Raw genomic sequence first — 24,957 nt, forward strand, 5'->3', positions numbered from 1 at the left:
TATGTCAATCTCGAGTATTATCATCCTTTTATACCAAGCCATTATCATCATCACGATACTCCACGTGCTGATGGACAACCGTCAGCCATCTAAAACGATGGCTTGGGCACTGGTGATATATTTCATCCCACTGGTAGGACTGCTAGCCTACATCATCTTTGGCGTCAACACCCGCAAGGAACGGATGGCCAGCCGACACACCATGGACCAGCTCACCAAGCGCACCATGATAGAGTTTGTTGAGCAAGAGCGCCTGCAGTTGCCTGAATCTGAGACGCCACTCATCAATCTCTTCGTGAACCAAAGTTTTTCATTGCCCTTCAACCACAACAAGATAGACATCTTAACCGACGGTTATGCCTTCTTCCTGTCTTTACTGCGCGACATTGCCACAGCCAAAGACCATATCCACATCGACGTATATATCTTTGAAGACGACGCTTTAGGCCGTCTGCTCACCGATGCACTGATAGACAAGGCCCGACAGGGGGTGAAAGTAAGGATACTGTATGACGATGTGGGTTGCTGGAGCGTGAAGACTTGCTTCTACGAACGGCTCCGAATGGAAGGTATCGAGGTAGAACCATTCATGCCTGTGCGCATACCCTCGTTTGCCAACAAGGTGAACTACCGCAACCACCGCAAGATATTTGTCGTCGATGGCAAGGTGGGCTATATCGGTGGCATGAACATCGCCCTGCGCTACGTGAAAGGACGTAAACATCGGCCTTGGCGCGACACCATGTTGCGCATAGAAGGCAACGGTGTCTATTCTTTGCAGCGCACCTTCCTCATCGACTGGTATTTCGTGGACCGCACGGTGCTGACCGACCGCCGCTACTATCCTGAGGTCAACAAAGAACTGGCGGCAGACTGCATCGTACAAACGGTGACCAGCGAGCCACTGGCGGCCTATCCCGAAATCATGCAGGGCTATATGCACATCATCTCGTCTGCCCGAAAGTATCTGTATATCGAGACGCCTTATTTCCTGCCACCCGATGCCATCCTCTTTGCACTGAAGACGGCAGCAGCAGCTGGCGTGGACGTCAGGTTGATGACACCCAGACATAGCGACGGACGACTGGTGGAATGGGGAAGCCGTTCTTTCCTGAAAGACATGGTAGATGCCGGCGTCAAAGTATTACTCTATGAGAAGGGATTTCTGCACTCTAAGTTCATGGTTTGCGATGACCGCATCGCCACCTGCGGATCAACAAATGTTGACTTCCGCAGTCTGGAAAACAACTTCGAGGCAAACATGTTCGTCTATAACCAAGAGGTGGCTCACCGCATGAAACAAGTGTTTCTGGAAGACGAGAAACTCACCACCGAACTGCGTACACTTCCTAAACGTATGCGTCCCAATTTCCTGGCACGTTTAGGAGAGTCTATCGGCAGACTTATTTCTCCGGTGCTTTAAACAGCGAGAAGTTCACACTTCCATAGCTGCGATGCTCTACAAAATTAGGATGCGATGAGAAGTCGTTGTCTTTGCCGTGCTCTAAAACAAAGATACCATCGGGCTTCAAGATGTCTTTCTCGAAGACCAGGTCAGGTATGGAAGCCAGTTCCTTGAGGGCATAGGGAGGATCGGCAAAGATGAAATCGAACTGCTGATGACAGGACTTCAGGAAGCGGAACACATCGCCGCGCAAAGGAATACAAACATCTGTGTCCAACTTTTTCAGGCAATCCGTAATGAAACGATGATGGTCACGATCCATTTCGACGCTGACCACCTGACTGCAACCGCGTGAGATCAACTCCAAAGTGATGCTGCCCGTGCCAGAGAAAAGGTCTAAAGCCACGGCCTCATCGAAGTCAACATACTGGATCAGCACGTTGAAGATATTCTCCTTGGCAAAGTCTGTCGTAGGACGAGCCTTAAACGTGCGTGGAATCTCGAAATGACGTCCTTTATATTTACCTGTTATTATCCTCATCTAAATATACATTCTTTACGTACTTCTTCAGTTCGGCAACCATCTTGTCGGCCTCGGGCACATGGCCACAGAGATGAAGCTCGTCGGTCTCAGACGCCAACTGCAACTGTTTCCACACATACAACAGGAAATAGAGCGAGTCGTTCAGATGCGAAGCATCAAACACATTGCAGTATTTAAACCGGTTCTGCTGAAAACTGAACACATCCAACTTCTTCTCGTGGAAATAGCCATACAGCTTATGGCGCGGACCGGTATAGCTGCGCTGGTGCAACTGTCGCCATACGGGCATCATGGCAACCATCAGCGTCACATCACTGAAATGGTCGTCAATGACCAGACGCAGGTCGCGATTCATCGAGAACACCGCCACAGCATTCAGGTCGGGCAGCACATTGAAATAAACAAGTTCTTGATTTCTGGAAGGGAACGCCTGATAGAACATGGCCTCCTTGGTAGCCTCTTCAAACAGTTCGATGGGCACCATCAGCACATCAGTGTCTATCAGTACACGCACCTTGCCCTGGGCCTCAGCCAACAGTTCCGACGATTTGAAGGCTTCACGCAGATTGGCAGCCATAGATACACCGCTCTTCACGATGAAGGGTTCGTTGATAACAGTTTCATCTTCAAGATGTTTTGAAAACGAAAGGGTATCGCGCCCAATGCGCATGGTAATGACCTGCTTGTTGTTTCTATTCTCTGCCATGTTCCGTCAGATGTTGTCTTTTGTCCACAGACTGTTGTTCGTTTACGACGCTCATCACACACATGCCCAACAAGGCGATGACCATGAGTGCCAAAAGAAGGTTGATAAGCTTGTCTTGTTTAAACATTCTGCTTCCTATTTTCGTGCAAAGGTACAAAATAAAGCCCAATATTAAAAGAATTCTGGCCAAAATTAAATAAATAATGGCCAGAATCCAGTATTACAGAAAAGTCACTCTGCTGCAGAAAGAAGTATTTCGCTGAGCGAAGGATGCACATGAACCATGTCGCGCAACTGCTTGACGGTGGTGTCGCGGCACATCAGCACGCTCACCTCCTGGATGAGGTCGGAGCTATGGGCGCCAAAGGCATGACAACCCAGGATGCGACCGGCATTGGGCTCGCAGAATAGCTTTAGCATACCATCAGGCTCGTTCATGGTGAGCGCCTTGCCGTTGGCACGATGGAAAGCCTTGCGACATTCATAAGCCAAGCCCTGTTCTTTGAGCTGATCTTCTGTAGGTCCTACGCATGCAGCTTCGGGCGTGGTGAAGATAGCTGCCGGCATGATGTCGAAGCGGATGCCATCTGCACGACCTATGATTTGGTTCACCACATGCACAGCCTGCATCTCGGCTGCGTGGGCCAACATCTGGCGCCCGTTCACATCGCCGATGGCGAAGACATTGGACATTGAATGTTGTACTTTAAACGTTTGGGCATCTACGGGGATGGCGCCATTAGGGGCGAGGGTGATGCCTGCAGCTTCAAGATTGAGGCCAGACGTACGCGGTTTACGGCCAGTGGCCATCAGTACAACGTCAGCATCGATGTCGGAGATATGTTCTACGGCTGTCTTCATCTTGAACGTGACACCTTGTTTCTCTAAGGTCTTACGCAGGCGCTTGGCTATGTCGCTATCAAGTGCAGGCAGACATTCCTTTAGAAACTCTATCACCGTGACCTCGGTGCCAAAACGATTGAACACCGAAGCGAACTCCATGCCAATGACACCAGCACCGATAATAGCAAGACGTTTGGGACATTGATCAAGACAGAGAAGACCCGTAGAATCAACCACGCGCGGATCGTCAAGACCATTAAGAGGAAGCCACTTCGTTTCTGATCCGGTGGCGATAATGATATTCTTAGCCGTATAGTCGTTGACGGTATGATCATCTACGAAGGTACCTCTCTCACGTACCTGGGTGATATTGGGATGCGAGAGGATGGCTTCTACCCCACTCTGCAACTGCGACACCACCTGTGGCATGCGCTCGCGAGCCTCGTCAAAGGTTGTGCTATGCACGTAAACCTTCGTGGGGATACAGCCCACATTAAGACAGGTGCCTCCAACCTCTGCATCTTCAAAGATTACGACCTTCAGTCCTTGCTTGGCAGCATATTCTGCGGCACGGTAGCCACCCGGACCTGCACCGATGATGATAAGATCTGATTCGTTCATGGGAATTGCAAAATGAGATGGTTATGAAAGATCTGCCTTGAGTTGACGATAAGTTGTGATGGGATGCTTGGCTGCCAACACATCATCTACTCGTCCGATCGGTGTGTTATGAGGTGCCGACTTCACAAGTTCCGGATCGGTCTTGGCTTCCTCGGCGATTTGGCGCATCACACGGATAAAGCCATCAATCGTTTCCTTCGACTCGTTCTCTGTAGGTTCTATCATCAGACTCTCGTGGAAGAGCAACGGGAAATAGATGGTTGGCGCATGATAGCCATAATCCAACAGGCGTTTGGCCACATCCATGGTAGTGACACCTGTTGATTTATCCTTCAGGCCATCGAACACAAACTCGTGCTTGCACAGGCCTTCGATTGGCAGTTCATAGACATCCTTCAAGCATTCCTTGATATAGTTGGCATTGAGCGTCGCTAAAGGACCCACAAGTTTTACATTCTCGCGACCCAACGAAAGGATATAGGCATAGGCACGCATGGCCACAGCAAAGTTTCCGTGATAGGGCGACACGTTGGGGAAGAACGATTCCAGACCTTGGCGCACGCCTACAGGTCCTGCACCTGGTCCGCCACCGCCATGAGGTGTAGAGAACGTCTTGTGCAGATTGATGTGCATCACGTCGAAGCCCATATCACCCGGACGGGCTGCGCCCAACATAGGATTAAGGTTGGCCCCATCATAGTACATCAGTGCGCCCACATCATGAACCATCTTTTGGATGACAGGAATCTGACGTTCAAAAAGTCCCAACGTGTTGGGATTGGTCATCATCATAGCAGCCACCTCTGGTCCGTGTTCCGCCAATAATGCCTTCAAGGCTTCCACATCGACGGTTCCATCAGAAAGAGACTTCACCTCGATAATCTCCAAACCGCAAACAGCGGCACTGGCAGGATTGGTGCCATGAGCCGAGTCGGGCACGATGACCAATCGGCGACTCTCGTCTCCACGGCTCTCATGATATTTCTTAATCACCATCAGTCCCGTCAGTTCGCCATGGGCGCCTGCAAAGGGTTTCAACGTGAAGGCATGCAAACCAGTGAGCTCACAAAGCGACTTACATAGCAAGGTACAAATAGCCTCAGCGCCACGTGTGGTCTCTGCAGGCTGCAAGGGATGCAAGCCCGAGAACTGTGGCAGAGCAGCCATCTCCTCGTTGATCTTGGGATTGTACTTCATCGTACAAGAACCTAGCGGATAGAAGCCATTGTCCACGCCAAAGTTGTTGGCCGACAGATTGGTATAGTGACGCACCACCGTCATCTCGTCGCATTCTGGCAGTTGGGCATCCTCAGCACGGCGCATTGAGGCGGGCAACTCATAGCTGCCAAAACGATTCTTAGGAAGAGAATAGCCACGACGCCCCTCTTGTGAAAGTTCGAAAATCAAGTTTCCGTATAATCGATTATTCATAGCAGTTCTATCAGTTTATCAATCTCTTCCTTTGTTCTTTTCTCAGTAACGGCAAACATCAATTGATGGTCGTCCACCTTAACACCACCGAAGATGCCAAGTTCCAGCAGTCGATGTTGCAAGGCGTCCACATCACCATCGTAGCGCACTACAAACTCATTGAAGAATGGCTGTTGGTAGGCCAGCGAGAAGCGGCCCGTCTTCAACAATTCATCACACAGGTAGTGAGCACCGGCATAGCTCAGCTCTGCCGCCTCTTTCAATCCCTGTTTGCCCATCAGCGAACAATAGATGGTGACGAAAAGCGCCATCAACGACTGGTTAGAGCAGATATTCGACGTTGCTTTCTGACGACGGATGTGCTGTTCGCGAGCCTGCAGCGTCAATACAAAGGCACGTTGTCCACGGTTGTCGAGCGTCTTTCCGACGATACGTCCAGGCATCTTACGAATCAGTTTCTCGGTGCAACACATATAGCCTACATACGGCCCGCCCCACTGCATGGGAATGCCCAGCGACTGTCCGTCGCCTACAGCAATATCAGCACCCCACTCGCCCGGTGTTTTCAGCAGAGCCAGGTCGGCAATGACGCTATTCATGATAAAGAGAGCCTTCTGCTCGTGAACAGCATCGGCAACACCGGTATAGTCTTCGATGATACCATAATAGTTAGGTTGCTGAACCACCACGCCAGCCACATCACCTGCAGACAACTGAGAGCGCATGGCAGCAAGGTCAGTGACACCCTCCTTGGCAGCAATCATCTCAATGTCAATGCCATGAAAGTGAGCATACGTCTTTACGACGTCAACGGTCTTTGGATCAACGGTCTCGCTGACAAGCACCTTACGCTGCTTCTTGCCAGCAGCCACCGCCATCATCACCGCCTCTGCCGTAGCCGTGGTTCCGTCATACATCGAGGCATTCGAGATGTCCATGCCGGTCAGTTCGGCCATCATAGACTGATATTCAAAGATGTAGTGCAGCGTGCCTTGCGATATCTCCGCCTGATAAGGTGTGTAACTGGTCAGAAACTCAGAGCGCTGCAACAGGTTGGGGATCACCGACGGCATGTAGTGGTCATAGACTCCTGCACCCGCAAAACACACCAACTGCTTGTTTTGCGACCCCAGTCGTTCAAACAACTGTCTGACCTCCAGCTCACTCATCTCTGAAGGCAACTGGTAGTCGCCCTGAAAACGAATCTCTTGAGGCACCTCCGCATAGAGATCCTCAAGAGAAGACACGCCCACCTTGGCGAGCATGTCTTTCAGGTCGTTTTCCGTATGGGGAAAATACTTATGCATAGTCTCTTATGATATGTATTATTTCTCACAGAATGCAGCATAAGCCTTTGCATCCATCAGATTGTCGAGCTCGGTCTTATCCGACAGTTCCACCTTGATAATCCAGTTCTGATAAGGATCCTGGTTGAGCAGTTCTGGCTGATCATCGAGTGCCTCGTTCTTATCTACGACAACGCCAGTCACCGGAGCGATCAAATCGCTGGCAGCCTTAACACTTTCCACGGCGCCAAACTCAGAACCTGCTTCCACTTCATCATCAACATCGGGCATATCTACATACACCACGTTGCCAAGCGCATGCTGAGCATAGTCGCTGATACCAACATAGCCAAACTCGCCTTCAATCTTTACATACTCGTGAGACTCGCTATAGTAGAGTCCTTCAATCACTTTTGCCATAATCGTTTTTAGTTTTAAGGTTTTTTACTTTTTATAATGCTTCTCATAGAAACGTTTCTTCACGACTACACCGGGGAAGGTCTTTTTACGAATCTGAATCTCGACCTCTGTTCCCAGCGCTGCATATCGACTGTCGATAAGGGCCATACAGATGCTCTTATCAACAGAAATGCCATGATAGCCCGTCGTCACTTCGCCTATCGTCTCACCATCCTTCAGCACCAGATAGCCGTGACGAGGAATGGCTTTATCTTTCAGTTCGATGCCCACCAGTTTGCGTGCCACACCGTCCGTTTTCTGTTTCAGTAACGCACTACGTCCGATAAACTCAGGCTTATCAAACTTCACAAACATCGTTAGTCCTGCCATCACAGGCGAGATATCTTCCGACAGTTCATCGCCATAAAGAGGAAGGCCCACCTCGAAGCGCAACGTATCGCGGCAACCCAGTCCGCAAGCCTGAACGCCTGCAGATATCAACTTATCCCAGCATTCTTGAATATAAGCATGCGACGCATAGACCTCGAAGCCATCCTCGCCAGTATAACCGGTGCGCGAAACGATGACATCACCCATCGTCTTTGCCGTATAGAAACTCAGTTCGCGACAAGGAATGTTCAGCACCGTCTCCATCACGTGCTCAGACTCGGGGCCCTGCAGGGCAATTTGGCCGTAATAGTCAGACTTGTTGGCCAGTTCCACATCGAAGCTGTCTGCCTGTTGCTGAATCCACGCCCAGTCTTTATCAATATTAGCGGCGTTGATAACCAGGAAGAAATCGTTCTCGCCCATCTTATACACCAGCAGGTCATCCACCGTACCGCCATTCTCGTAGCACATCATGCCATAGAAGACCTTTCCTATGGGTGCTCCAGCAATATCATTCGTAAAAATATGCTGCACGAAAGCCTCTGCCTGGCGACCCTTCACCGTGACCTCGCCCATATGGCTGACGTCGAAGAGTCCGCACTGATTCCGCACGGCCTTGTGTTCCAGTTGTATATCTTTGTAGTGAATAGGCATGATAAAGCCTGCAAACGGAGTCATATAGGCGCCCTCTGCCACATGACGTTTGTAGAGGCACGTCTTTTTCTCCTGTTCTTCTGTTTCTTGTCTAATAGCCATTGTTTTAAGTTTTATAGTTAATTGTTATCATTAAAGTATTCGGTTGATAAACTCATCCCGCAGGTACCCCTCTTCTATTTGTTCTATTCTGCTGATATCTTCAAGCGAAAGGCAACTTTCCTCTGAGCAGAGCGTAGCTTTGATGAAGTCAAACAGCTCATTTGCCGTCAGCGACGTATAATCCTTCAGCAGCGTGATGCGTTGCCGCACGCTCGCGATGCCTTTCTTTTGCAACTTATCTGCACTGGGGGTAATGGCATTGAGCATATGGTCCATATTGGTGTCGTAGAGCAAGGTGGCATGAGCAACACAACGTCCGGGCAACTGATAGAAAGCGGTACCGCTCACCTTCCTGTCGCCAATCATCACGTCGTTGTGCTGCGTACTGGTGGCCTGGATGCCCAGTTTTCTGAGCACCAGCAAGATCATCTCCATAAAACGATGGTAGTTGAAGGGCACATTGTCGCCCGATGTGATGAACGACAGCATCAGATTATCACGGTCGGCATACACGCAGCCGCCCCCACTCTTCCGTCTGTATATATGAATATGGTGTGCTCTGCAGTAGTCCATATTCACCTCATTTTGCATCACCTGATTACGACCGAAAATCACACTTGGCGCCACACGCCACATGAAGAACATATCATCGTCCTGGAAGTGGCGAGCCACATACTCTTCCATGGCCAGGTAGAACGACAATCGTCTTTCTTCATTGGTTGACAGTGAAATGTACTTCATACTTCAGTTTCAGGTTAGCTTTAACTGCCTGCAAATATAGAAAAATTAAACGAACCCGCCAAGAATATCCCTTACTTTTATTGTCACAGAGAGAAAAAAAAGTACCTTTCGTTTTGATATATGCCTGAATGTTTGTAACTTTGCAGCATAAAAGGATTACACTTAAATCGTGGAACAAAATAAACTTGAAATACTTAGCACAATAGACAATCCAAGTCAACTGCGTTCGCTCGGCACTGACAAATTGCAACAACTCTGTTCGGAGCTAAGACAAGATATTGTCAACGAGCTATCGGTGAACCCAGGACATTTGGCTTCCAGTTTGGGTGTTGTTGAGTTGACAGTCGCACTCCATTATGTGTTCAACACGCCCGAGGATCGTATTGTCTGGGACGTGGGCCATCAGGCATACGGACACAAAATCCTGACAGGTCGTCGCGATCAGTTCTCTACCAACCGCAAACTGGGTGGTATCAAGCCATTCCCCTCGCCCGAGGAGAGTGAATACGACTCGTTTATCTGTGGTCACGCTTCAAATTCTATCTCTGCAGCCCTTGGCATGGCTGTGGCTTCGCAAAACAGTCGTCACGTTGTGGCGGTGATTGGCGATGGTGCCATGAGTGGCGGTCTGGCTTTCGAAGGACTGAACAATGTGTCTTCGATTCCCAACGACCTGCTGATTATTCTCAACGACAACGATATGTCTATCGACCGTTCGGTGGGTGGCATGAAGGAGTACCTGTTGAGCCTCAGCACCAACGAGACCTATAATGCACTACGTTTCAGGGCAGCCCGTTGGCTGGCCAGCAACGGACTGCTTAGCGAAGCCCGCAAGCAAGGCCTCATCCGCCTTTCGAATGCGCTGAAGAGCGTCATCTCTGAGCAGCAGAACATCTTCGAAGGCATGAACATCCGCTACTTTGGTCCTTTCGATGGTCATAATGTGAAAGAGTTGGTACGTATCTTGCGCCAGCTGAAAGACATGAAGGGTCCAAAGCTGCTCCATCTGCATACTAAGAAAGGTCACGGCTACGCACCTGCCGAGAACTATAAGCCCGTGTGGCACGCACCTGGCAAGTTCGACCCGGAGACAGGCGAACTGATTACAGGCGACACCAAGAACATGCCGCCAAAGTTCCAGGATGTCTTCGGACACACCCTGCTGGAGTTGGCAAAGCAGAACGATAAGATTATCGGTGTCACGCCAGCCATGCCCACAGGTTGCTCGATGAACATCGCCATGAAGGAACTGCCCGAACGCATGTTCGACGTAGGTATTGCCGAAGGTCATGCTGTCACGTTCTCTGCCGGTATGGCAAAAGAGGGCAAACTGCCTTTCTGCAACATCTATAGTGCTTTTGCACAGCGAGCCTACGACAACGTGATTCACGATGTAGCCATCTTGAAGTTACCCGTTGTTCTCTGCCTTGACCGTGCCGGATTGGTGGGAGAAGACGGTCCCACGCACCATGGTGCCTTCGATCTGGCCTTCCTTCGTCCCATCCCCAACCTCACCATCTGTTCGCCCATGAACGAGCACGAGTTGCGCAAGATGATGTACACGGCACAGTTGCCCGACAAAGGTCCCTTTATCATCCGCTATCCACGTGGTCGCGGTGTCATCGTCAACTGGCGCTGCCCGTTGGAGGAAATTCCCGTTGGCACAGGTCGCAAGTTGCGTGATGGCAGCGATGTGGCAGTGCTCACCATTGGTCCGATTGGTAATGATGTAGCACAGGTCATCGACACTATCAGCACTAAGTCTGTGGCCCACTACGACATGCGTTTCCTGAAGCCACTCGACGAGAACCTGCTTCACGAAGTGGGAAAGAAGTTCAATCGCATCATCACCATCGAAGACGGTGTGCGCAACGGTGGACTGGGCAGTGCCGTACTGGAATGGATGAGCGATCATGGTTATGCACCACAGATCACCCGCATGGGTCTTCCCGATGCTTTTGTAGAGCACGGCACCATCCAGCAGTTGCGAGAGATTGTGGGCATCGACAACGAAAGTATTAAGAACGAGATATTAAAATGAAAGTAGTCATTGCTGGAGCAGGTGCTGTAGGCAAGCACCTTTCAAGATTACTCTCTACGGAGAACCACGACTGCGTACTCATCGACGATGATGAGGAACGCCTGGGAGGTATTGATTCCACCTATGACATCATGGCTATTTGTGCCTCGCCAACCAGTATTCAGACGCTGAAAGATGCTGGCACAGGCAGTGCCGACCTCTTTGTGGGCGTCACCCGCTACGAGAGTCGCAACATCAATGCTTGCATGCTGGCTCACGCCCTGGGCGCCAAGAAGACGGTGGCACGTATCGACAACTATGAATACCTGCTTCCACAAAACCAACCATTCTTCCGCGACCACGGCATTGACTCGCTGGTTTATCCCGAGGTATTGGCAGCACGCGACATCATTACAGGTCTGAAGATGTCGTGGGTGCGTCAGCGATGGGATGTTCACGATGGTGCCTTGGTGATGCTTGGCATCAAGTTGCGCGAAGGTTGCGAGATCTTGAACCAGCCATTAAAGGACCTCTGCGGTCCTGACGACCCCTATCATATCGTTGCCATCAAGCGCGGCGACGAGACCATCATCCCTGGTGGTTTCGATGAGCTGCAGCTTTATGACCTGGCCTACTTCATGACCACACAGGATTATATCCCTTATATCCGAAAGATTGTAGGCAAAGAGCACTATGAAGATGTTCATAATGTCATCATCATGGGCGGCGGAAAGACTGCCGTCAGAGCCGCTTTGGCCATGCCCGACAATATGAACGTCAAGATTATCGAGAATTCTGTAGAACGCTGCGAACGACTGAACACGCTGCTGAGCGAGTCAGACGCGATGGTCATCCACGGTGATGGTCGCGACCTTGGCCTTCTCAACGAAGAAGGCATCAAGCACACGCAGGCTTTTGTAGCGCTGACGGGCAATGCCGAGACCAACATTCTGGCCTGTCTGGCAGCTAAGAAGTTAGGCGTTCGCAAGACCGTGGCGATGGTTGAGAACCTGGATTACGTCTCCATGGCCGAGAGCCTAGACATCGGTACCATCATCAACAAGAAGACCGTAGCAGCCAGCCATATCTTCCAGATGATGCTGAAAGCAGATGTCAGAAACATGCGTTCACTGATGATGGTCGAAGCCGATGTTGCCGAGTTCATTGCGTCTGAGGGTTCTAAGGTGACCCGCCACGTGGTGAAAGATCTCGGTCTGCCCTTCGGTGTCACCATTGGTGGTCTTGTGCGCGAAGGCAAAGGCATGTTGGTAAATGGTAACACACAGATCATGGCTGGCGACACCGTCATGGTGTTCTGCCACGAACAGAAACTGAACAAAATAGAAAAGTACTTCAAGAACAACTCGATATGGTAAACTTCCGTATCATCAGCAAGATTATAGGCTCACTGCTGTTCATAGAGTCGCTGTTCATGTCGCTCTGTGCACTCATCTCGTTCTATTATCACGAGGACGACCTGATGGCATTTCTGCTCTCAATGCTGCTCACCTTTGCCAGCGGATTCATCTTTCTTTATTTTGGCAGCAATGCCGACAACAGCTTGAGCCGACGAGATGCCTATCTCGTTGTCACCGCTGCATGGGTTGTGTTCTCTATCTTTGGCATTTTTCCTTTCCTCATACATGGGTGCATTCCCAGTGTGACCGATGCGTTTTTCGAGTCCACATCGGGTTTCACCACTACTGGCGCTTCCATCTTAGATGATGTAGAAGTGCTGCCACATGCCATCTTATTCTGGCGCTCTCTGACGCAATGGATTGGCGGATTGGGAATCGTCTTCTTCACCATAGCCATTCTGCCGTCGCTAGTTGGCGGTAGTGTCAAGGTGTTTGCCGCCGAGGCCACCGGCCCTATCAAGGCCAAGATGCACCCGCGACTCACCACCTCAGCCAAATGGATTTGGAGCATCTACCTCATCCTCACCTTCGGTTGCGGACTGTCTTACTGGGCAGCAGGCATGAACTGGTTTGAGGCGCTGAACTACTCCATGACGACAACCGCTACGGGTGGATTTGCCATCCACAACGATAGTACGGAGTATTTCCACTCACCCACCATCGACTATATCTCCATCGCGTTCCAATTCCTGTCGGGTATCAACTTCACCCTGCTGTACATCAGCCTTATCAAGATGAAAGTGAAGGCCCTATTTACGAATTCCGAGTTCAAGCTATATATCAGTGTCGTGGTTGGTGCCACGCTATGGATCATGTATCTGCTTCTGACACGCATGGGCTATGATTTGGAGCATGCCTTCCGCAGCGCACTGTTCCAGGTGGTATCGTTCATCACCACCACTGGTATGTTCAACGACGATGCAGGCGCATGGCCCCACATCACGTGGGTGATACTGGGCGTCGTCATGTATCTGGGCGCCTGTGCCGGCAGCACCAGCGGCGGCTTCAAGTGCATCCGAGGTGTGATGCTGCTGAAGGTGATACGCAACAACTTCCGTCAGAGTCTGCACCCCAACGCCGTTCTTCCCGTTAAGGTCAACGGCACCAGCATTCCCCCGTCTAAGCTGGTGGCACTGTTTGCGTTCTTCACGCTCACCATCCTTATGACACTCATCACTGCCACCATCATGATCGTTGCAGGCATCGACAACACCAATGCCATCACCATAGCGCTGAGTTGCGTCAGCAATGTCGGCCCTACGCTGGGCACGCAGATAGGTCCGGTAATGTCATGGTCTATCCTTCCCGACTACATCAAATGGATACTCTGTCCGCTGATGCTGATGGGCCGACTAGAGATTATGACCGTGCTGCTGCTCTTCACCAGAAGCTTTTGGAAAGAGAATTAATCATTAACAAAACTCAATAGTAAAGTAACAATGGATTTATTAAAATTTGAGCCCCTCTTGAAGCAAACACTTTGGGGAGGTGAAAAGATTACAGCTTTCAAGCATCTTGATTCCGACCTTGAGAACGTTGGTGAAAGCTGGGAGATTTCAGGAGTAAAAGACAACGAGACCATCGTAGCCAATGGCACCGAGAAAGGCAAGAGCCTGAACCAGCTGGTGCGCGAGCAGAAAGGTGCACTGGTGGGACAGGAGAACTACGAGCGCTTTGGCGACGAATTCCCATTGCTCATCAAGTTCATCGATGCCCGTCAGGACCTCTCTATCCAGGTGCATCCCACCGACGAGATTGCACATCGTCAGGGCAAGTCTCGTGGTAAAACAGAGATGTGGGTAGCCCTCGAGTCAGATAAGGGTGCACAGCTCTACAACGGACTGAAGCAGCAGATCACCCCCGAGCAGTATAAAGAGATGGTAGAGAACGACACCATCACCGACGCCTTGGCCCGTTACGAGGTGAACGAAGGCGATGTATTCTTCATCCCTGCAGGTCGCATCCATGCTATTGGTGCCGGCTGTTTTGTTGCCGAGATTCAGCAAACCAGCGATGTCACCTACCGCATCTACGACTTCAAGCGCAAGGACAAGAACGGCAACTACCGCGAGCTGCACACCAAAGAGGCTGCAGAGAGCATCGACTACACCGTGTTGCCCAACTACCGCACCGAGTATCAGCTGGAGAAGAACGTGCCCCAGCAGGTGGCACAGTGTCCCTACTTCACCACAGCTATCTACGACCTCACAGAACCCATGATGCTCGACTATAGCGAGCTCGACTCTTTTGTTATCCTCATCGGCCTGAAGGGCGAAGGCACACTGACCGCAGACGGCAAGTCTGTCAGTCTGAATGCCGGCGAGACCGTGCTGATTCCTGCCACTGCAAAAGAAATAAAGGTAGAGGGAACCGTCAAGTTCCTGGAGACCTACGTCTGATTGAGAAAGCGATCCACGTTTTCCTGCAATTGCAGAAAACGCTCGCACTGCTGATAAGCGGTATTTTTCTTGAGCATCACCTTAATGTCCTGCAACGAGTTTTCGTAGCAGGACATTTCGTTTCTCTTCTGTGTCCTGTGAGCCTGTGCATGGTATATCTCATTCTGGCGTTCCTGTCGGAGCAGGTTGCACACCTTACTGATGATGGGAGCCACCACATTGTCAAACAGATGATGCCCCTGCATATAGAGATAGGTGGTCTGCGGCGTCACGCCTAGTTGCAACAGATCGTTCTTCACCTTCAGATAGGCCTCCTTGTTGTTTGGGAACTGTCGCTGCAGTTCGCGCACTTTCTGGCGTACTTTACGCTGCACATTGCCGATAGACTTTTCAGGATAACTGACGGCAAAGCCACCGGGATCCACCACGCGGTTGAACTCCGTGAGCGAGAACCTGGGATAATGTCCAGACCTGTAGGCCCACACCGACCACACGAACAAGGGGAAACAAGCTTCGCTATACTGACGGAAATAGTCGTTGAAGTCAAAGATGCGATGATCGTTCAGCGTCACCGCCACACACACATCGTGCAGCGAGGGGGCATAGCACTGGAAGTTCTCGATGGCATAGACGTAGGTATGAAAGACGTAGGGACTGTTCAGCACCCTGCGCGACTGCTCCGTGATGCCTTGCAACAGATAGTCGTAGTCGGCATCCACACAGGCAATCATGTCGGGCCCCACATGTTCGCCCACGAAATTCATCAGCACCGACTTTTTGCCACGTGTCAGGTTGACCTTCGATGGCAGCATCACCTCGAAGTAGCGCTTCTCGTTTTCAAACTTCGACAGCACCGTTCGCCAGAAATAGATATCATCATAGCTCTCCACGTAGGCCACAATCCTACGTCGAGCGTGCTTCGACGTCAGCGCATTGGCCGCCTCGAAGTACTGACTGCTGAGATTATCTTTCAGACGATAAGCCATAGCTATCAACGTTCACTTCCAACCGTAATATCGCTCACCTCGGTCACCTTGTCCATCCAGCCGTTCATCACCACTGCCGGACTATGGGTCGTCAGCAGTATCTGCACGTTGGGATTCAGTTCCACGATCAGGTCTATCAGTCGTTTCTGCCATTCCATGTGCAGGCTCACCTCGGGCTCGTCCATAAACAGCACGTAGGGTTTCTGGTCTTCCACCAGCACTGTCAGCAGGATGGCCAGCATCTGTTTCTCGCCGCTACTCAACTGATAGGGCACCAGCGTCTCGCCGATCTGCGAGAACCTGATCTCGTTTTCCGTACGGATAATCTTCTTGCCCGTCTCGGCAAACAGGTCGTCAACGATATCCTGGAAGCGCTTCTTGGCTTCCGACAGTTGCTGGGCGGCATCAGCATTGCCCTGCTGCAGTTCGGCGATAATACGATTGCCGATGTTCACTTGGTAATCCAGGAACTTACGCTGCAGATGATACAGTTGGAAATCGAGTGCCGACGTGATACGTGCGTCCACCAGGTTCATAGTCTCCATGTCCAGCACCGGACTGTCCAGCGACTTGATGATATCGAACCGCACATGCGTGGCATCGCTGGGTTCCACGTCGATATGCACCCCCTTCAACAGGTTGTTCACCACGTCGCCATTCGTATTCACGCTGCGAAACACCTTGTTCAGGATGGTGCTCTTTCCCACACCATTAATACCACTCAGCACGTTGACGTGCGGATCCAGTTCCCACACGATGTGCTTCTTGCCGCTCCACAGAGCGTCAATCTCGATACGTCGGATATAATCTGCAAATTTAGGCATAAGTTTCAGATTTCTATTTATGACGCAAATATACAACTTTTTTCTATTGTGCAAAAGAAAACCATCAAAAAGATGCCGCACAGGCGCTAAAAAACAAGAAAAGGCACCACCTTGCGGCAATGCCTTTAGCTGATAGATGCACGATGTTTATTCGCTCTTGAACAGGTCTTTGATACCACCGATAGAGCCCATCAGATTGGTAGCCTCGTAAGGCAGATAAACCGTCTTGGTCTTGTCGCCAGTGGCCAGTTCCTGCAGCATCTGGATATACTTCTGAGCCAACAGGTAGTTGGCTGGATTGCTGCTCTTGCCCACGGCCTGCGTGATCAGTTCGATGGCTTGAGCCTCGGCCTCAGCCTTGCGGATACGAGCCTGTGCCTCACCCTCGGCAGTCAGGATGGCCTGCTGCTTGGCAGCCTCAGCGCGGTTGATCATAGCCGTCTTCTCACCCTCTGATGCCAGGATCTCGGCAGCCTTCTCACCTTCAGAAGTCAGAATCTGTGCACGCTTGTTACGCTCAGCCTGCATCTGCTTCTCCATGGCAGTCAGCACAGATGATGGAGGCGTGATGTCCTGCAGCTCTACGCGGTTCACCTTGACGCCCCACTTATCGGTGGCATCGTCCAGCACCAGACGTAACTTGGTGTTGATAGTGTCACGCGAAGTCAGTGTCTCGTCCAGTTCCATCTCACCGATGATGTTACGCAGTGTGGTCTGCGTCAGCTTCTCAATAGCGTTAGGCAGGTTGTTGATTTCGTAGGCAGCCTTATAGGGATCCATGATTTGGAAATACAGCAGCGCATTGATTTCCATCTGGATATTATCCTTCGTAATCACGTTCTGTGAGGGAAAGTCATACACCTGTTCACGCAGATCGATGGTCGAAGAGTATGAATAGCGTCCATGATTCAGCACCACGATGGTCTTAGCACTGTCAATGAAAGGGATGATGAAGTTTACACCAGCTCCCAGTGTGTCGTAGTAACGACCCAGTCGCTCAATGATTTTGGTTTCTGACTGTGGAATAATGATCAATGCTTTCTTCACAATCAGGATGGCAACAAGGGCCAACGCAAGGAAAAAATAAAGCGTAATGTCCATAATGATTTAAGTTTTAGATATTAATATAGTGTTTAGTTATAATCTCTCTACGGTGATAATCGTGCTCTCGCGGCCCACCACCTTCACGCGGGTGTCAACGGGAATCTCCTCGTCGTCCGCCGTCACGGCTTTCCACAGGTCGCCATCGATGGCCACATAGCCAAAGCCGTTGCCACGGATCGTCTCGGTGACGCGGCCCTGACGACCCATCAATGCATCAGCATTGCTCACGCGATGCTTGTCGTGTCTGTGCAGATAGCGCAGCACGAAGGGGCGCACCTGAAACAGGCTGAACAGCGTGACTAGGCCAAACACGGCCAACTGCACATAGATATTTGCAAACGGAGCCACGATGGCAGCGCCCGCCGCACCGATGGCGATACACATCAGGAAGAAGTCGCCCGATGTCAGTTCCAGTATCAGGCCTACAACTGTTAGTACAGCCCATAATTGCCACATATTGGCCAAGAGATAATCGATCATAGCTTTCAATTTTTAATGATGGTTATACCTTATTTATATATTATAGCGACAGCAGGAAGTCGTCCCAGTCTTTGGCCGACCCTTTCTTGCCGAACACTTTCTGATACATTCTGCTGCGACTGGTAGATACGCTCTCTTTCGAATGCGAGGTCAGCAGCGCGATGTCTTTGGGCAGGATGTGTACCTTCACCAGCAGACACACGTGATAGTCGTATGATGACATCTTGTAGAGGCTGTACAGCTTTTCCGAGAAGCCCGTATATACACCGTCTACCAGCATGGCCAACTGTCTCCAGTCCTGTTCGCCCATTGTTTTACCTTCGGCTACCAGGCGCTGTATCTTCAGATAGATGGCCGAACCGAAGATGTCGCCTTCTGCGTGCTCGCGCTTCTCGCTCTCGATGCGTGCCATCGTGTTCACGTAGTCGAGCTTGGCTTTCTTCTCTTCCAGTTCCAGGCGCAGCATGGTGTTCTCCGATCCCAACTTCGATATCAGCATTTCCAGCTCTTCAATCTTCTGTCGGTTGGCCTCCACGTCGGCCACCTCTTGCATGGCGCGCACCTTGTCAAGTCGCTCTTGCAGCATCAGCACCTTGCGGCGGCTGTTCTGCCACGTCACCACAAACAGGGCTACGTAGGTCACTGCACCTATTATTACTAGGAACAGTTCTCGCTGTGGAAGTATCGTCATCATCTGAATCATGTCGCAAAGGTACATGAAAAATGCGAACTATCCAAACATTTTAGTTTGCAATAGTTCGCATTTTTATTGGCTGTTTGCAAAAATTTGCAACTTATTTACTAAAGTCTTAATATCCAGGATTTTGCGTCATTTGAGGATTTCTTTGTAATTCACTGATAGGAATAGGGAAAAGCAATTGGTATTCCTCGATGTTCAGCATGGTTTGTGCCAATCCCGTGCGTTTCAAGAACGCGAAGTAGCCAGCAAAGTCTGTCTGGATTTTACTTCTTATCTCGGCAATAGCCGCGATAGTTTCCGTCGATGTGGATGCGATGTTCTTCGTTGTGGCAACCTGACTCACATACGTCTTAGCCTGCTGATCGTTGCCCAGTTTGATCTCACACTCTGCCAACGACAAGAGCACATCGCTATAGGATTGCAGAATATACAAATCATCATTATAGTATGAGACGCCTATCTCCTGAGAGGCCCTTGCTCTGGTTGACACGGGCGTAGGCAAACTCCATATTGCTTCCGAGCAGTCTGGTTCCAGATTGTTGACTCTATCCACTAGCGCATAGCGTCCACCATTCACGATGGCAGTCAGCAGTTCTTTTGCCTGCGCATAGCGTCCCTGATACATATAGATGTCGGCCAAGATGACACGGGCCACATCCTTCGACGGGAACGCCAGTTTGTCGGCACTGTCCACATAGCCCGTCACCCGTTCGTCCATATCGCTGACCACCTGAGTTAACTGCTCTTCAAGTTTACTAAAGATTTCTGATGGAGCCATTCTTGTCATGCGGCCATAGTTGTCTGCGTCAATCACGGTGTAGTAAGGCACAGCCCCAAACAGCGTCACTAAATTGTAATAGGTCTTAGCATTCAGCACCACACACATGGGAAACAACGGCACTACGTTATTCTGAATCAGCGGACTATTGCGAGCTATCACCTGCCATTGGGCGTTCCACAGTTCGTTGACCACATAGTTGTTTGAAGACAAGGGAGCCTCAACATTGGCAGCATGCCAAAGTCCCGTATAGCTCACGTCGGCTGCCCTATAGTAAGCATGACTTGACGCTACGCATGTACTAATAGCCGACAGGTTGTTCTTGCCAACATCACTGAGTAACGAAGCTGTAGGGTCACCATCCTGAGAAACGGGTATGGAGAAAGCTTCCGTACCTTCGTCGTCATATAGAAAAACCTTTCTGGTACCAACCGTCCTGCTTGTGGCAGGGTTTACCTTGATGGTCAGCAAGCCTTCTTCGTAGGTGCGCATCAGATTCACAGATGAATGATTGAAGAAGCGATTATAGATATTATCAATCTCTATATTGCTGGCTCCTCCACTCTCCGTTGACAGAGGAACACTACTTGTGATATGAACTTGATACGTACCACCCTCTTTCGGCGCATGAATGGAATCCACATCAGCCTTAACAGGATCTGACGGGTCATAAGGTTGCGAATCAGTAAATAGCACCTCTTTGACGTCTTTTGTTTTCACCGTATAAGTTGACCCGTCGTTCAACTTAATGTGCATCTTATACGTCTTGTTCTGGGCCATCATTGGCTGTCCTGCCAGCAGCAGTCCAGCGAACAAAGAAAAGAATCTTGTCTTCATATGCCTCATGAATTATTTTACTTGTTTTCTGTTACCGATAATAAAAGGAAGATAGCGGGATATCACATAGTTGATAGGTATGAATGCCAATAATGTGACGACGCTACACATCATCGTTGCCGCATCCTCGAGCAAGGGAGACCACTCTTGCTGACGAATCAGCTTCAGCAAGGGATGATTGATGTCCTGATGATAGGCCAGGATGACCACCGTGCCAATGGACAACAGCCCCAAGGCCGAGCCTCTGTAGCTGTTGAGCATATCGGAGATGACGCGAATAGCCAGGATGCCAATGGCACCACCCAACAGAAACAAGAAGATATTCTCGCCGTAGCCTGCCTCGTACATGCGTACCCTGCCATTGAGAAGGCTGACACCATAGAGCGATATCATCAATAAGAGGGTAAGCATACCTTTGAGCCAGACGGACTTTCCCTGAAGAGCGTCTGTCAGCTTCGTGTCCCACTGCAAACACTTGTATTCGTAGCCAAGCAAGAACCACGGCAACGACAGGAACGTATTTGCAACAGCCCACGACATACCATCAGGGTAATAGCTCTGGCACACCATACCCACCACCAAGGATACCACAAAAAGCACATACCGCGAATTGCGCGAATACCTCGTAAGTTGCGTTATCACCTTGATGATGATCAGCGTATAGACAAACCAAAGTTTTCCGCAACCCATCACGTCGTGAAGCGTATGGAATCCGGTCATGATGGCCAATAAAGACCAAGGGGCATCCTCGCTAAAAAGATGGGGAGCAGCCTTCAGTACACTCAAAATCAGATAGGGCACCAGCAGTCTTTGAACAATCTTTTTCCAAAAGACCCCTTTGTCTGGTTCATATCTTGACAAATAGCCCGAGATAAAGAAAAACAGCGGTACACTGAAAGCATATAGGAAATCAGAGAAAAGCACAGGAAAGCAGTGTCCCCAAATAATGGTGAACATCCCGATAACTTTCATCCAATCAATCCAGTTTTTTATCATATCGTTATTCTGTTAGATGACCATGAGTTCTTATTGTCCTTGCAAAGATAATCAATTTTATTGAAACCGACACATTATTTATATAGGAATGCCATCTATACAACAAGAAAAACGCTATAATTTGCCAATGAAACTTAATTTCAACTCTTAATGTATTGTCTTATGACAAGATATTTAATACCTTTGTAGTCGGAAATATTTATAATCATTCCGACCATAATTTATATAAATATTCGATGGAGAATGCAGTAGTACAGCAGATTAGAAAGAAGATTACTCGCAGTAAGTTCGGTGAGATATTCTTTGTTTCATCTTTTCCCCAATATGATGTCGAGTACGTCACCAAGCTACTCGCCATATTTGAGGCGCACCCCCAGCACTGATCAGGGACAGATACTATTTTAAATTATGTATTTTACATCTTTCTATCTACTCGTACAAGTTCTTCATTCCATGCAGATTCAAACTCTTCTTGGCTGATGAATTCAGCATGCATCTGCTCGATAAAGTCACCGATTCCCATATTCGTGTCATTCCAATAACCATAGTTTCTATCGTCAGGAGTTTTAATGATAATTCGTCCAAAGGCGTCTCGTCCGACTTCACGACAAACTCCATCGTTTTCACTAGTCTCGTCATACTCGATATACCACGTTTCAACAAAATCATACAAATGGTCAAAATCTGGGTTAGCCTCGGGAATGAAGAATACCAAGATTTTCCATAATAGATTTCTGAAAAAAGAATCTTTATGTTCTGCATTTATATTTGCTACACATATAAATTTGAGATACTTCATAATCAGTTTGTTATTTCTTTTTTATATGAAAATGTCCGGGATCATTTACTCTCCAGTTATTTCCAGGTAATTTTGTATTGTGAATTTGTTCATTCCATCTACGTAAAGTTGGACTTCCTATTTTTTTACGATAGTGACCATGATTATGGGGACAGTTTTTTGAATGAATTCGTGGAATTCACTTCAAGCAATCTGTCCCCAATGATCCTCAACTTTCCAAATACCCATCGAAGAAGGTCTTCAAGTCTGCTACAAAACGTTCCTTATCAAATGACTTTCTAATCTTAACAGGTAGATTTACTTCTGTGAAATACTTAACCATCGTATCGCCTATCATCTTAACGGCCTCCGAATCATTCGTATTGGCGAAATTATCTGGCAGTTTTACGTCTATCATTAACAAATGATACAATGTATAGGGCATCCCTTTATATAATCTTTGTACATTATCGTAATAAATTGGGCGTTTTTGTTTTTTACATTCGGGAAGAGTAATTAGATTTATATTAATTTCCTCTAAACAGGGAGAATAATTTCTGGAATTAAAGAATTCACTAAAAATGATGCGAAAACACGAAATCATTTCATATTTTTCTGTTTGTTCGGCATCAAAAAACATTTTCAAGTATACATTCATAACTATTTAAAAATTTTATTACCTGGAGGCAAATGTCCATTATCTATATAATAATCATACAACCTCTTTTTTTCTTCTATTAAAAGTTGTGTCTTTGTCCCAGAAAATACTCTAACCTTTCTAAATAATCCTTGGACCCAACCCAATCTCTCAAAATACCTTTATATAAGGGGAAAACGGAGGGGTTAGTGTTGTGCTAACAGTAGCCCTAACACTCCACCTTACACTAACTCCAACGCAACCCCAGCACTATACTCATCCCCAGCCCCTTCTGAGGGCATCTTAAGCTTCAGGTACTTCATAATCTCCCATCATACGTCGCATTATTTCGGCATATTCTGTCTGACTGTCGTCTTCCCATATCTCTTCCTCACGACGTTTAACCAGTTCAAACTCGCGGTCGTTGCATATCTTGCCTCGTTTGATAATCTTTTGGATGTTTTCTGTCTCCTTGTCCTTCTCTTCTGCTATGTTATGCCCAAACTTCTCTTTCAGTAATTGGTTTAGGTCATCCATTTGCTTCGGGGACAACATTTCTTCTCCGACCAAGATATTCATTTCCTTATATAAAGCCTTCATCTTTCTAAGGTTATGAGTCTTGTCGATATTGCCTATAACTTCCATTACGCCATATTTGCCATATACCAAATTTGAAAACTCGGAGTTTATGGATAATAAAAAATCGCAAATGGTTACACACCATTGTCTTAGAACTGAATAATCAGAATCCTTTTTTAAGTTGCTAATTTTCATATTATTATTTTTAATATCCTGTATAAGGAGCTATATTACCAAAAGAATAATCTGACTGATAATGAAAATATCTTCCCATAGGGTTTGCTTTGCTAACACCACGAATGCTATTAGCAACTTTAGGGTGTTTTATGCCGCCAAACGATACGAAATCAGGCTCCATGATGATTATGTATTCCATAAAGGCTCTAACTTATCGACCATGTCTAAGAAGGATTTGCATATTTTATTTAAAGGTACTCCTGGATTCCTGTAATCCCAATGTACTTCTTGGTCGTATATTGAAAATTGCATCTCATAGCTTCTCTGTTCCACAAACCAGAAAAAATCTTTCTTCTCTTCATAAAGAAGTAAAGCGATACAAGCATGCATGTCATCACTAATCCGGTAAAGGCGTCCCCTCTTCTTGATTTCGCCTACAATTGATGATACCGTGCAGAACTTATCTAACAAAGGTATTGCATATCTATCTATATGTTCTAATATGGAATCCACAACCCCATTATCATATGACTCACTTGAATCCTCAGTAACGAGCCATTCCAAATAAGAACTCGGATTCATCAATTCACCAATGTTACTACTAAAGAGTGCAACTCGGGATATAGGTATATCCAATTCTTTAGCAGTCTTTAATACTTTCGGAAGTTCAATGCATACTCTGACATCATAATATTTTGCGTGAGCACGTCCTTGGGGGCTATGACCAAATATGATGGACTGAGTGATGTCTTCATTGATCTTTCTAACGAAAAAATTCATGTTTTTTCGTTTAAATCCACGAGTTGCCAGATGGTCTATAATTCTCTGGTTATATGATATGTACTTTTTCTTCTCCTTTTTCTTTTCTTCTTTTGGTTTAAACAAGTTCAAAATATTCATTGTTTCTATTTTTTAAATAACGCTTTTCCTTTCATGGCTCATTTATTTACCCTGCTTGGCAGAATAACTATCGAAGAATGCCTTTAAGTCTGCCACAAAACGATCCTTGTCAAACGACTTCCTAATCTTAACAGGGAGATTTACTTCAGTGAAATACTTAACCATCGTATCTCCAATCATCGCGACAGCGTTATCCACAGAACAAGTAGCAAATTCGTCTGG

At 48.3% G+C, this 24,957-nt stretch carries 27 protein-coding genes; 5 read left to right on the forward strand and 22 right to left on the reverse strand.

Annotation, left to right across the window (positions count from 1 at the left end; genetic code table 11):
* Position 1 precedes the first annotated feature (1 nt).
* Positions 2 to 1,423 carry a cardiolipin synthase gene (cls, locus tag T433_RS0103850; protein ID WP_027454920.1) on the forward strand — a complete coding sequence of 474 codons (1,422 nt, stop codon included), beginning with the start codon at positions 2 to 4 and terminating at the stop codon, positions 1,421 to 1,423.
* Here cls and T433_RS0103855 read toward each other — a convergent pair.
* The 9 genes from T433_RS0103855 to T433_RS0103895 all read right to left on the reverse strand — a co-directional run bounded on the left by T433_RS0103855 (position 1,404) and on the right by T433_RS0103895 (position 9,122).
* Positions 1,404 to 1,946: an RsmD family RNA methyltransferase gene (locus tag T433_RS0103855; RefSeq protein ID WP_027454921.1), complete on the reverse strand. Its 543-nt coding sequence runs from the start codon at positions 1,944 to 1,946 to the stop codon at positions 1,404 to 1,406. The genes cls and T433_RS0103855 overlap by 20 nt on opposite strands.
* The gene (locus T433_RS14550) at positions 1,927 to 2,655 is read right to left on the reverse strand and encodes a DUF3822 family protein (protein WP_052356975.1); all 729 of its coding nucleotides are present in this window, start codon (positions 2,653 to 2,655) and stop codon (positions 1,927 to 1,929) included. The genes T433_RS0103855 and T433_RS14550 overlap by 20 nt, the downstream gene beginning before the upstream one ends.
* A complete protein-coding gene (locus T433_RS16390) occupies positions 2,642 to 2,782 on the reverse strand; it encodes a hypothetical protein (RefSeq protein ID WP_155808333.1) in 141 nt (46 codons plus the stop codon). The genes T433_RS14550 and T433_RS16390 overlap by 14 nt, the downstream gene beginning before the upstream one ends.
* Positions 2,783 to 2,886: 104 nt before the next feature.
* A complete protein-coding gene (locus T433_RS0103870) occupies positions 2,887 to 4,119 on the reverse strand; it encodes a dihydrolipoyl dehydrogenase family protein (protein ID WP_027454922.1) in 1,233 nt (410 codons plus the stop codon).
* A 21-nt stretch (positions 4,120 to 4,140) separates the two neighbouring features.
* Complete coding sequence (gene gcvPB, locus T433_RS0103875) at positions 4,141 to 5,550, reverse strand: aminomethyl-transferring glycine dehydrogenase subunit GcvPB (protein WP_027454923.1); 1,410 nt, start codon at positions 5,548 to 5,550, stop codon at positions 4,141 to 4,143.
* Positions 5,547 to 6,857, reverse strand: coding sequence for an aminomethyl-transferring glycine dehydrogenase subunit GcvPA (gcvPA, locus tag T433_RS0103880; protein ID WP_027454924.1), 1,311 nt, complete (start codon positions 6,855 to 6,857; stop codon positions 5,547 to 5,549). The genes gcvPB and gcvPA overlap by 4 nt, the downstream gene beginning before the upstream one ends.
* Before the next feature lie 18 nt (positions 6,858 to 6,875).
* Positions 6,876 to 7,256 (reverse strand): glycine cleavage system protein GcvH, encoded by a 381-nt coding sequence (gene gcvH, locus T433_RS0103885; RefSeq protein ID WP_027454925.1) that lies wholly within the window; start codon positions 7,254 to 7,256, stop codon positions 6,876 to 6,878.
* 24 nt (positions 7,257 to 7,280) lie between these two features.
* Positions 7,281 to 8,381 (reverse strand): glycine cleavage system aminomethyltransferase GcvT, encoded by a 1,101-nt coding sequence (gene gcvT, locus T433_RS0103890; RefSeq protein WP_027454926.1) that lies wholly within the window; start codon positions 8,379 to 8,381, stop codon positions 7,281 to 7,283.
* Between the two features lie 30 nt (positions 8,382 to 8,411).
* Entirely contained in the window at positions 8,412 to 9,122 is a 711-nt protein-coding gene (locus tag T433_RS0103895) for a lipoate--protein ligase family protein (RefSeq protein ID WP_027454927.1), read from the reverse strand.
* A gap of 169 nt (positions 9,123 to 9,291) precedes the next feature.
* On the opposite strand from T433_RS0103895, the gene dxs reads away from it, so the two are divergent.
* Genes dxs through T433_RS0103915 form a run of 4 tightly spaced genes read left to right on the forward strand, consistent with a single transcriptional unit; the run spans position 9,292 to position 14,959 of the window.
* Complete coding sequence (gene dxs / locus T433_RS0103900) at positions 9,292 to 11,163, forward strand: 1-deoxy-D-xylulose-5-phosphate synthase (RefSeq protein ID WP_027454928.1); 1,872 nt, start codon at positions 9,292 to 9,294, stop codon at positions 11,161 to 11,163.
* The gene (gene trkA / locus T433_RS0103905) at positions 11,160 to 12,518 is read left to right on the forward strand and encodes a Trk system potassium transporter TrkA (RefSeq protein ID WP_027454929.1); all 1,359 of its coding nucleotides are present in this window, start codon (positions 11,160 to 11,162) and stop codon (positions 12,516 to 12,518) included. Before dxs ends, trkA begins: the two co-directional genes overlap by 4 nt.
* Positions 12,512 to 13,969 (forward strand): TrkH family potassium uptake protein, encoded by a 1,458-nt coding sequence (locus T433_RS0103910; protein ID WP_027454930.1) that lies wholly within the window; start codon positions 12,512 to 12,514, stop codon positions 13,967 to 13,969. Before trkA ends, T433_RS0103910 begins: the two co-directional genes overlap by 7 nt.
* Positions 13,970 to 13,999: 30 nt before the next feature.
* Positions 14,000 to 14,959, forward strand: a complete 960-nt coding sequence (locus T433_RS0103915) for a type I phosphomannose isomerase catalytic subunit (RefSeq protein ID WP_027454931.1) — start codon at positions 14,000 to 14,002, stop codon at positions 14,957 to 14,959.
* On the opposite strand, the gene T433_RS0103920 is transcribed toward T433_RS0103915, so the two are convergent.
* The 13 genes from T433_RS0103920 to T433_RS16725 all read right to left on the reverse strand — a co-directional run.
* Entirely contained in the window at positions 14,950 to 15,945 is a 996-nt protein-coding gene (locus tag T433_RS0103920) for a DUF4435 domain-containing protein (RefSeq protein ID WP_027449614.1), read from the reverse strand. The genes T433_RS0103915 and T433_RS0103920 overlap by 10 nt on opposite strands.
* Positions 15,946 to 15,950: 5 nt before the next feature.
* The gene (locus tag T433_RS0103925; RefSeq protein ID WP_027454932.1) at positions 15,951 to 16,769 is read right to left on the reverse strand and encodes an AAA family ATPase; all 819 of its coding nucleotides are present in this window, start codon (positions 16,767 to 16,769) and stop codon (positions 15,951 to 15,953) included.
* Positions 16,770 to 16,916: 147 nt separating this feature from the next.
* Positions 16,917 to 17,870 (reverse strand): SPFH domain-containing protein, encoded by a 954-nt coding sequence (locus tag T433_RS0103930; protein ID WP_027449616.1) that lies wholly within the window; start codon positions 17,868 to 17,870, stop codon positions 16,917 to 16,919.
* Between the two features lie 36 nt (positions 17,871 to 17,906).
* On the reverse strand, positions 17,907 to 18,353 hold the full coding sequence (locus T433_RS0103935) for an NfeD family protein (protein WP_027449617.1): 447 nt from the start codon (positions 18,351 to 18,353) through the stop codon (positions 17,907 to 17,909).
* A gap of 40 nt (positions 18,354 to 18,393) precedes the next feature.
* A complete protein-coding gene (locus T433_RS0103940; protein ID WP_155808335.1) occupies positions 18,394 to 19,047 on the reverse strand; it encodes a hypothetical protein in 654 nt (217 codons plus the stop codon).
* Between the two features lie 115 nt (positions 19,048 to 19,162).
* Positions 19,163 to 20,668 (reverse strand): RagB/SusD family nutrient uptake outer membrane protein, encoded by a 1,506-nt coding sequence (locus T433_RS0103945; RefSeq protein ID WP_162164163.1) that lies wholly within the window; start codon positions 20,666 to 20,668, stop codon positions 19,163 to 19,165.
* A 12-nt stretch (positions 20,669 to 20,680) separates the two neighbouring features.
* Positions 20,681 to 21,664 (reverse strand): acyltransferase family protein, encoded by a 984-nt coding sequence (locus tag T433_RS0103950; RefSeq protein WP_081778346.1) that lies wholly within the window; start codon positions 21,662 to 21,664, stop codon positions 20,681 to 20,683.
* A gap of 415 nt (positions 21,665 to 22,079) precedes the next feature.
* A complete protein-coding gene (locus tag T433_RS14555) occupies positions 22,080 to 22,463 on the reverse strand; it encodes a hypothetical protein (RefSeq protein WP_044109153.1) in 384 nt (127 codons plus the stop codon).
* Positions 22,464 to 22,671: 208 nt separating this feature from the next.
* The gene (locus T433_RS0103965) at positions 22,672 to 23,100 is read right to left on the reverse strand and encodes a hypothetical protein (protein WP_027454937.1); all 429 of its coding nucleotides are present in this window, start codon (positions 23,098 to 23,100) and stop codon (positions 22,672 to 22,674) included.
* 282 nt (positions 23,101 to 23,382) lie between these two features.
* Positions 23,383 to 23,616 (reverse strand): hypothetical protein, encoded by a 234-nt coding sequence (locus tag T433_RS0103970; protein WP_155808341.1) that lies wholly within the window; start codon positions 23,614 to 23,616, stop codon positions 23,383 to 23,385.
* A 247-nt stretch (positions 23,617 to 23,863) separates the two neighbouring features.
* Positions 23,864 to 24,034 carry a hypothetical protein gene (locus T433_RS16400; RefSeq protein WP_155808343.1) on the reverse strand — a complete coding sequence of 57 codons (171 nt, stop codon included), beginning with the start codon at positions 24,032 to 24,034 and terminating at the stop codon, positions 23,864 to 23,866.
* Complete coding sequence (locus T433_RS0103975) at positions 24,022 to 24,735, reverse strand: hypothetical protein (RefSeq protein ID WP_027454939.1); 714 nt, start codon at positions 24,733 to 24,735, stop codon at positions 24,022 to 24,024. Before T433_RS0103975 ends, T433_RS16400 begins: the two co-directional genes overlap by 13 nt.
* Positions 24,736 to 24,777: 42 nt before the next feature.
* A partial coding sequence (locus T433_RS16725) for a hypothetical protein (protein WP_027454940.1) occupies positions 24,778 to 24,957 on the reverse strand: 180 nt, incomplete at its 5' end.

Origin of the sequence: Xylanibacter brevis ATCC 19188 (genome assembly GCF_000621725.1) — a bacterium.
Lineage (GTDB): Bacteria > Bacteroidota > Bacteroidia > Bacteroidales > Bacteroidaceae > Prevotella > Prevotella brevis.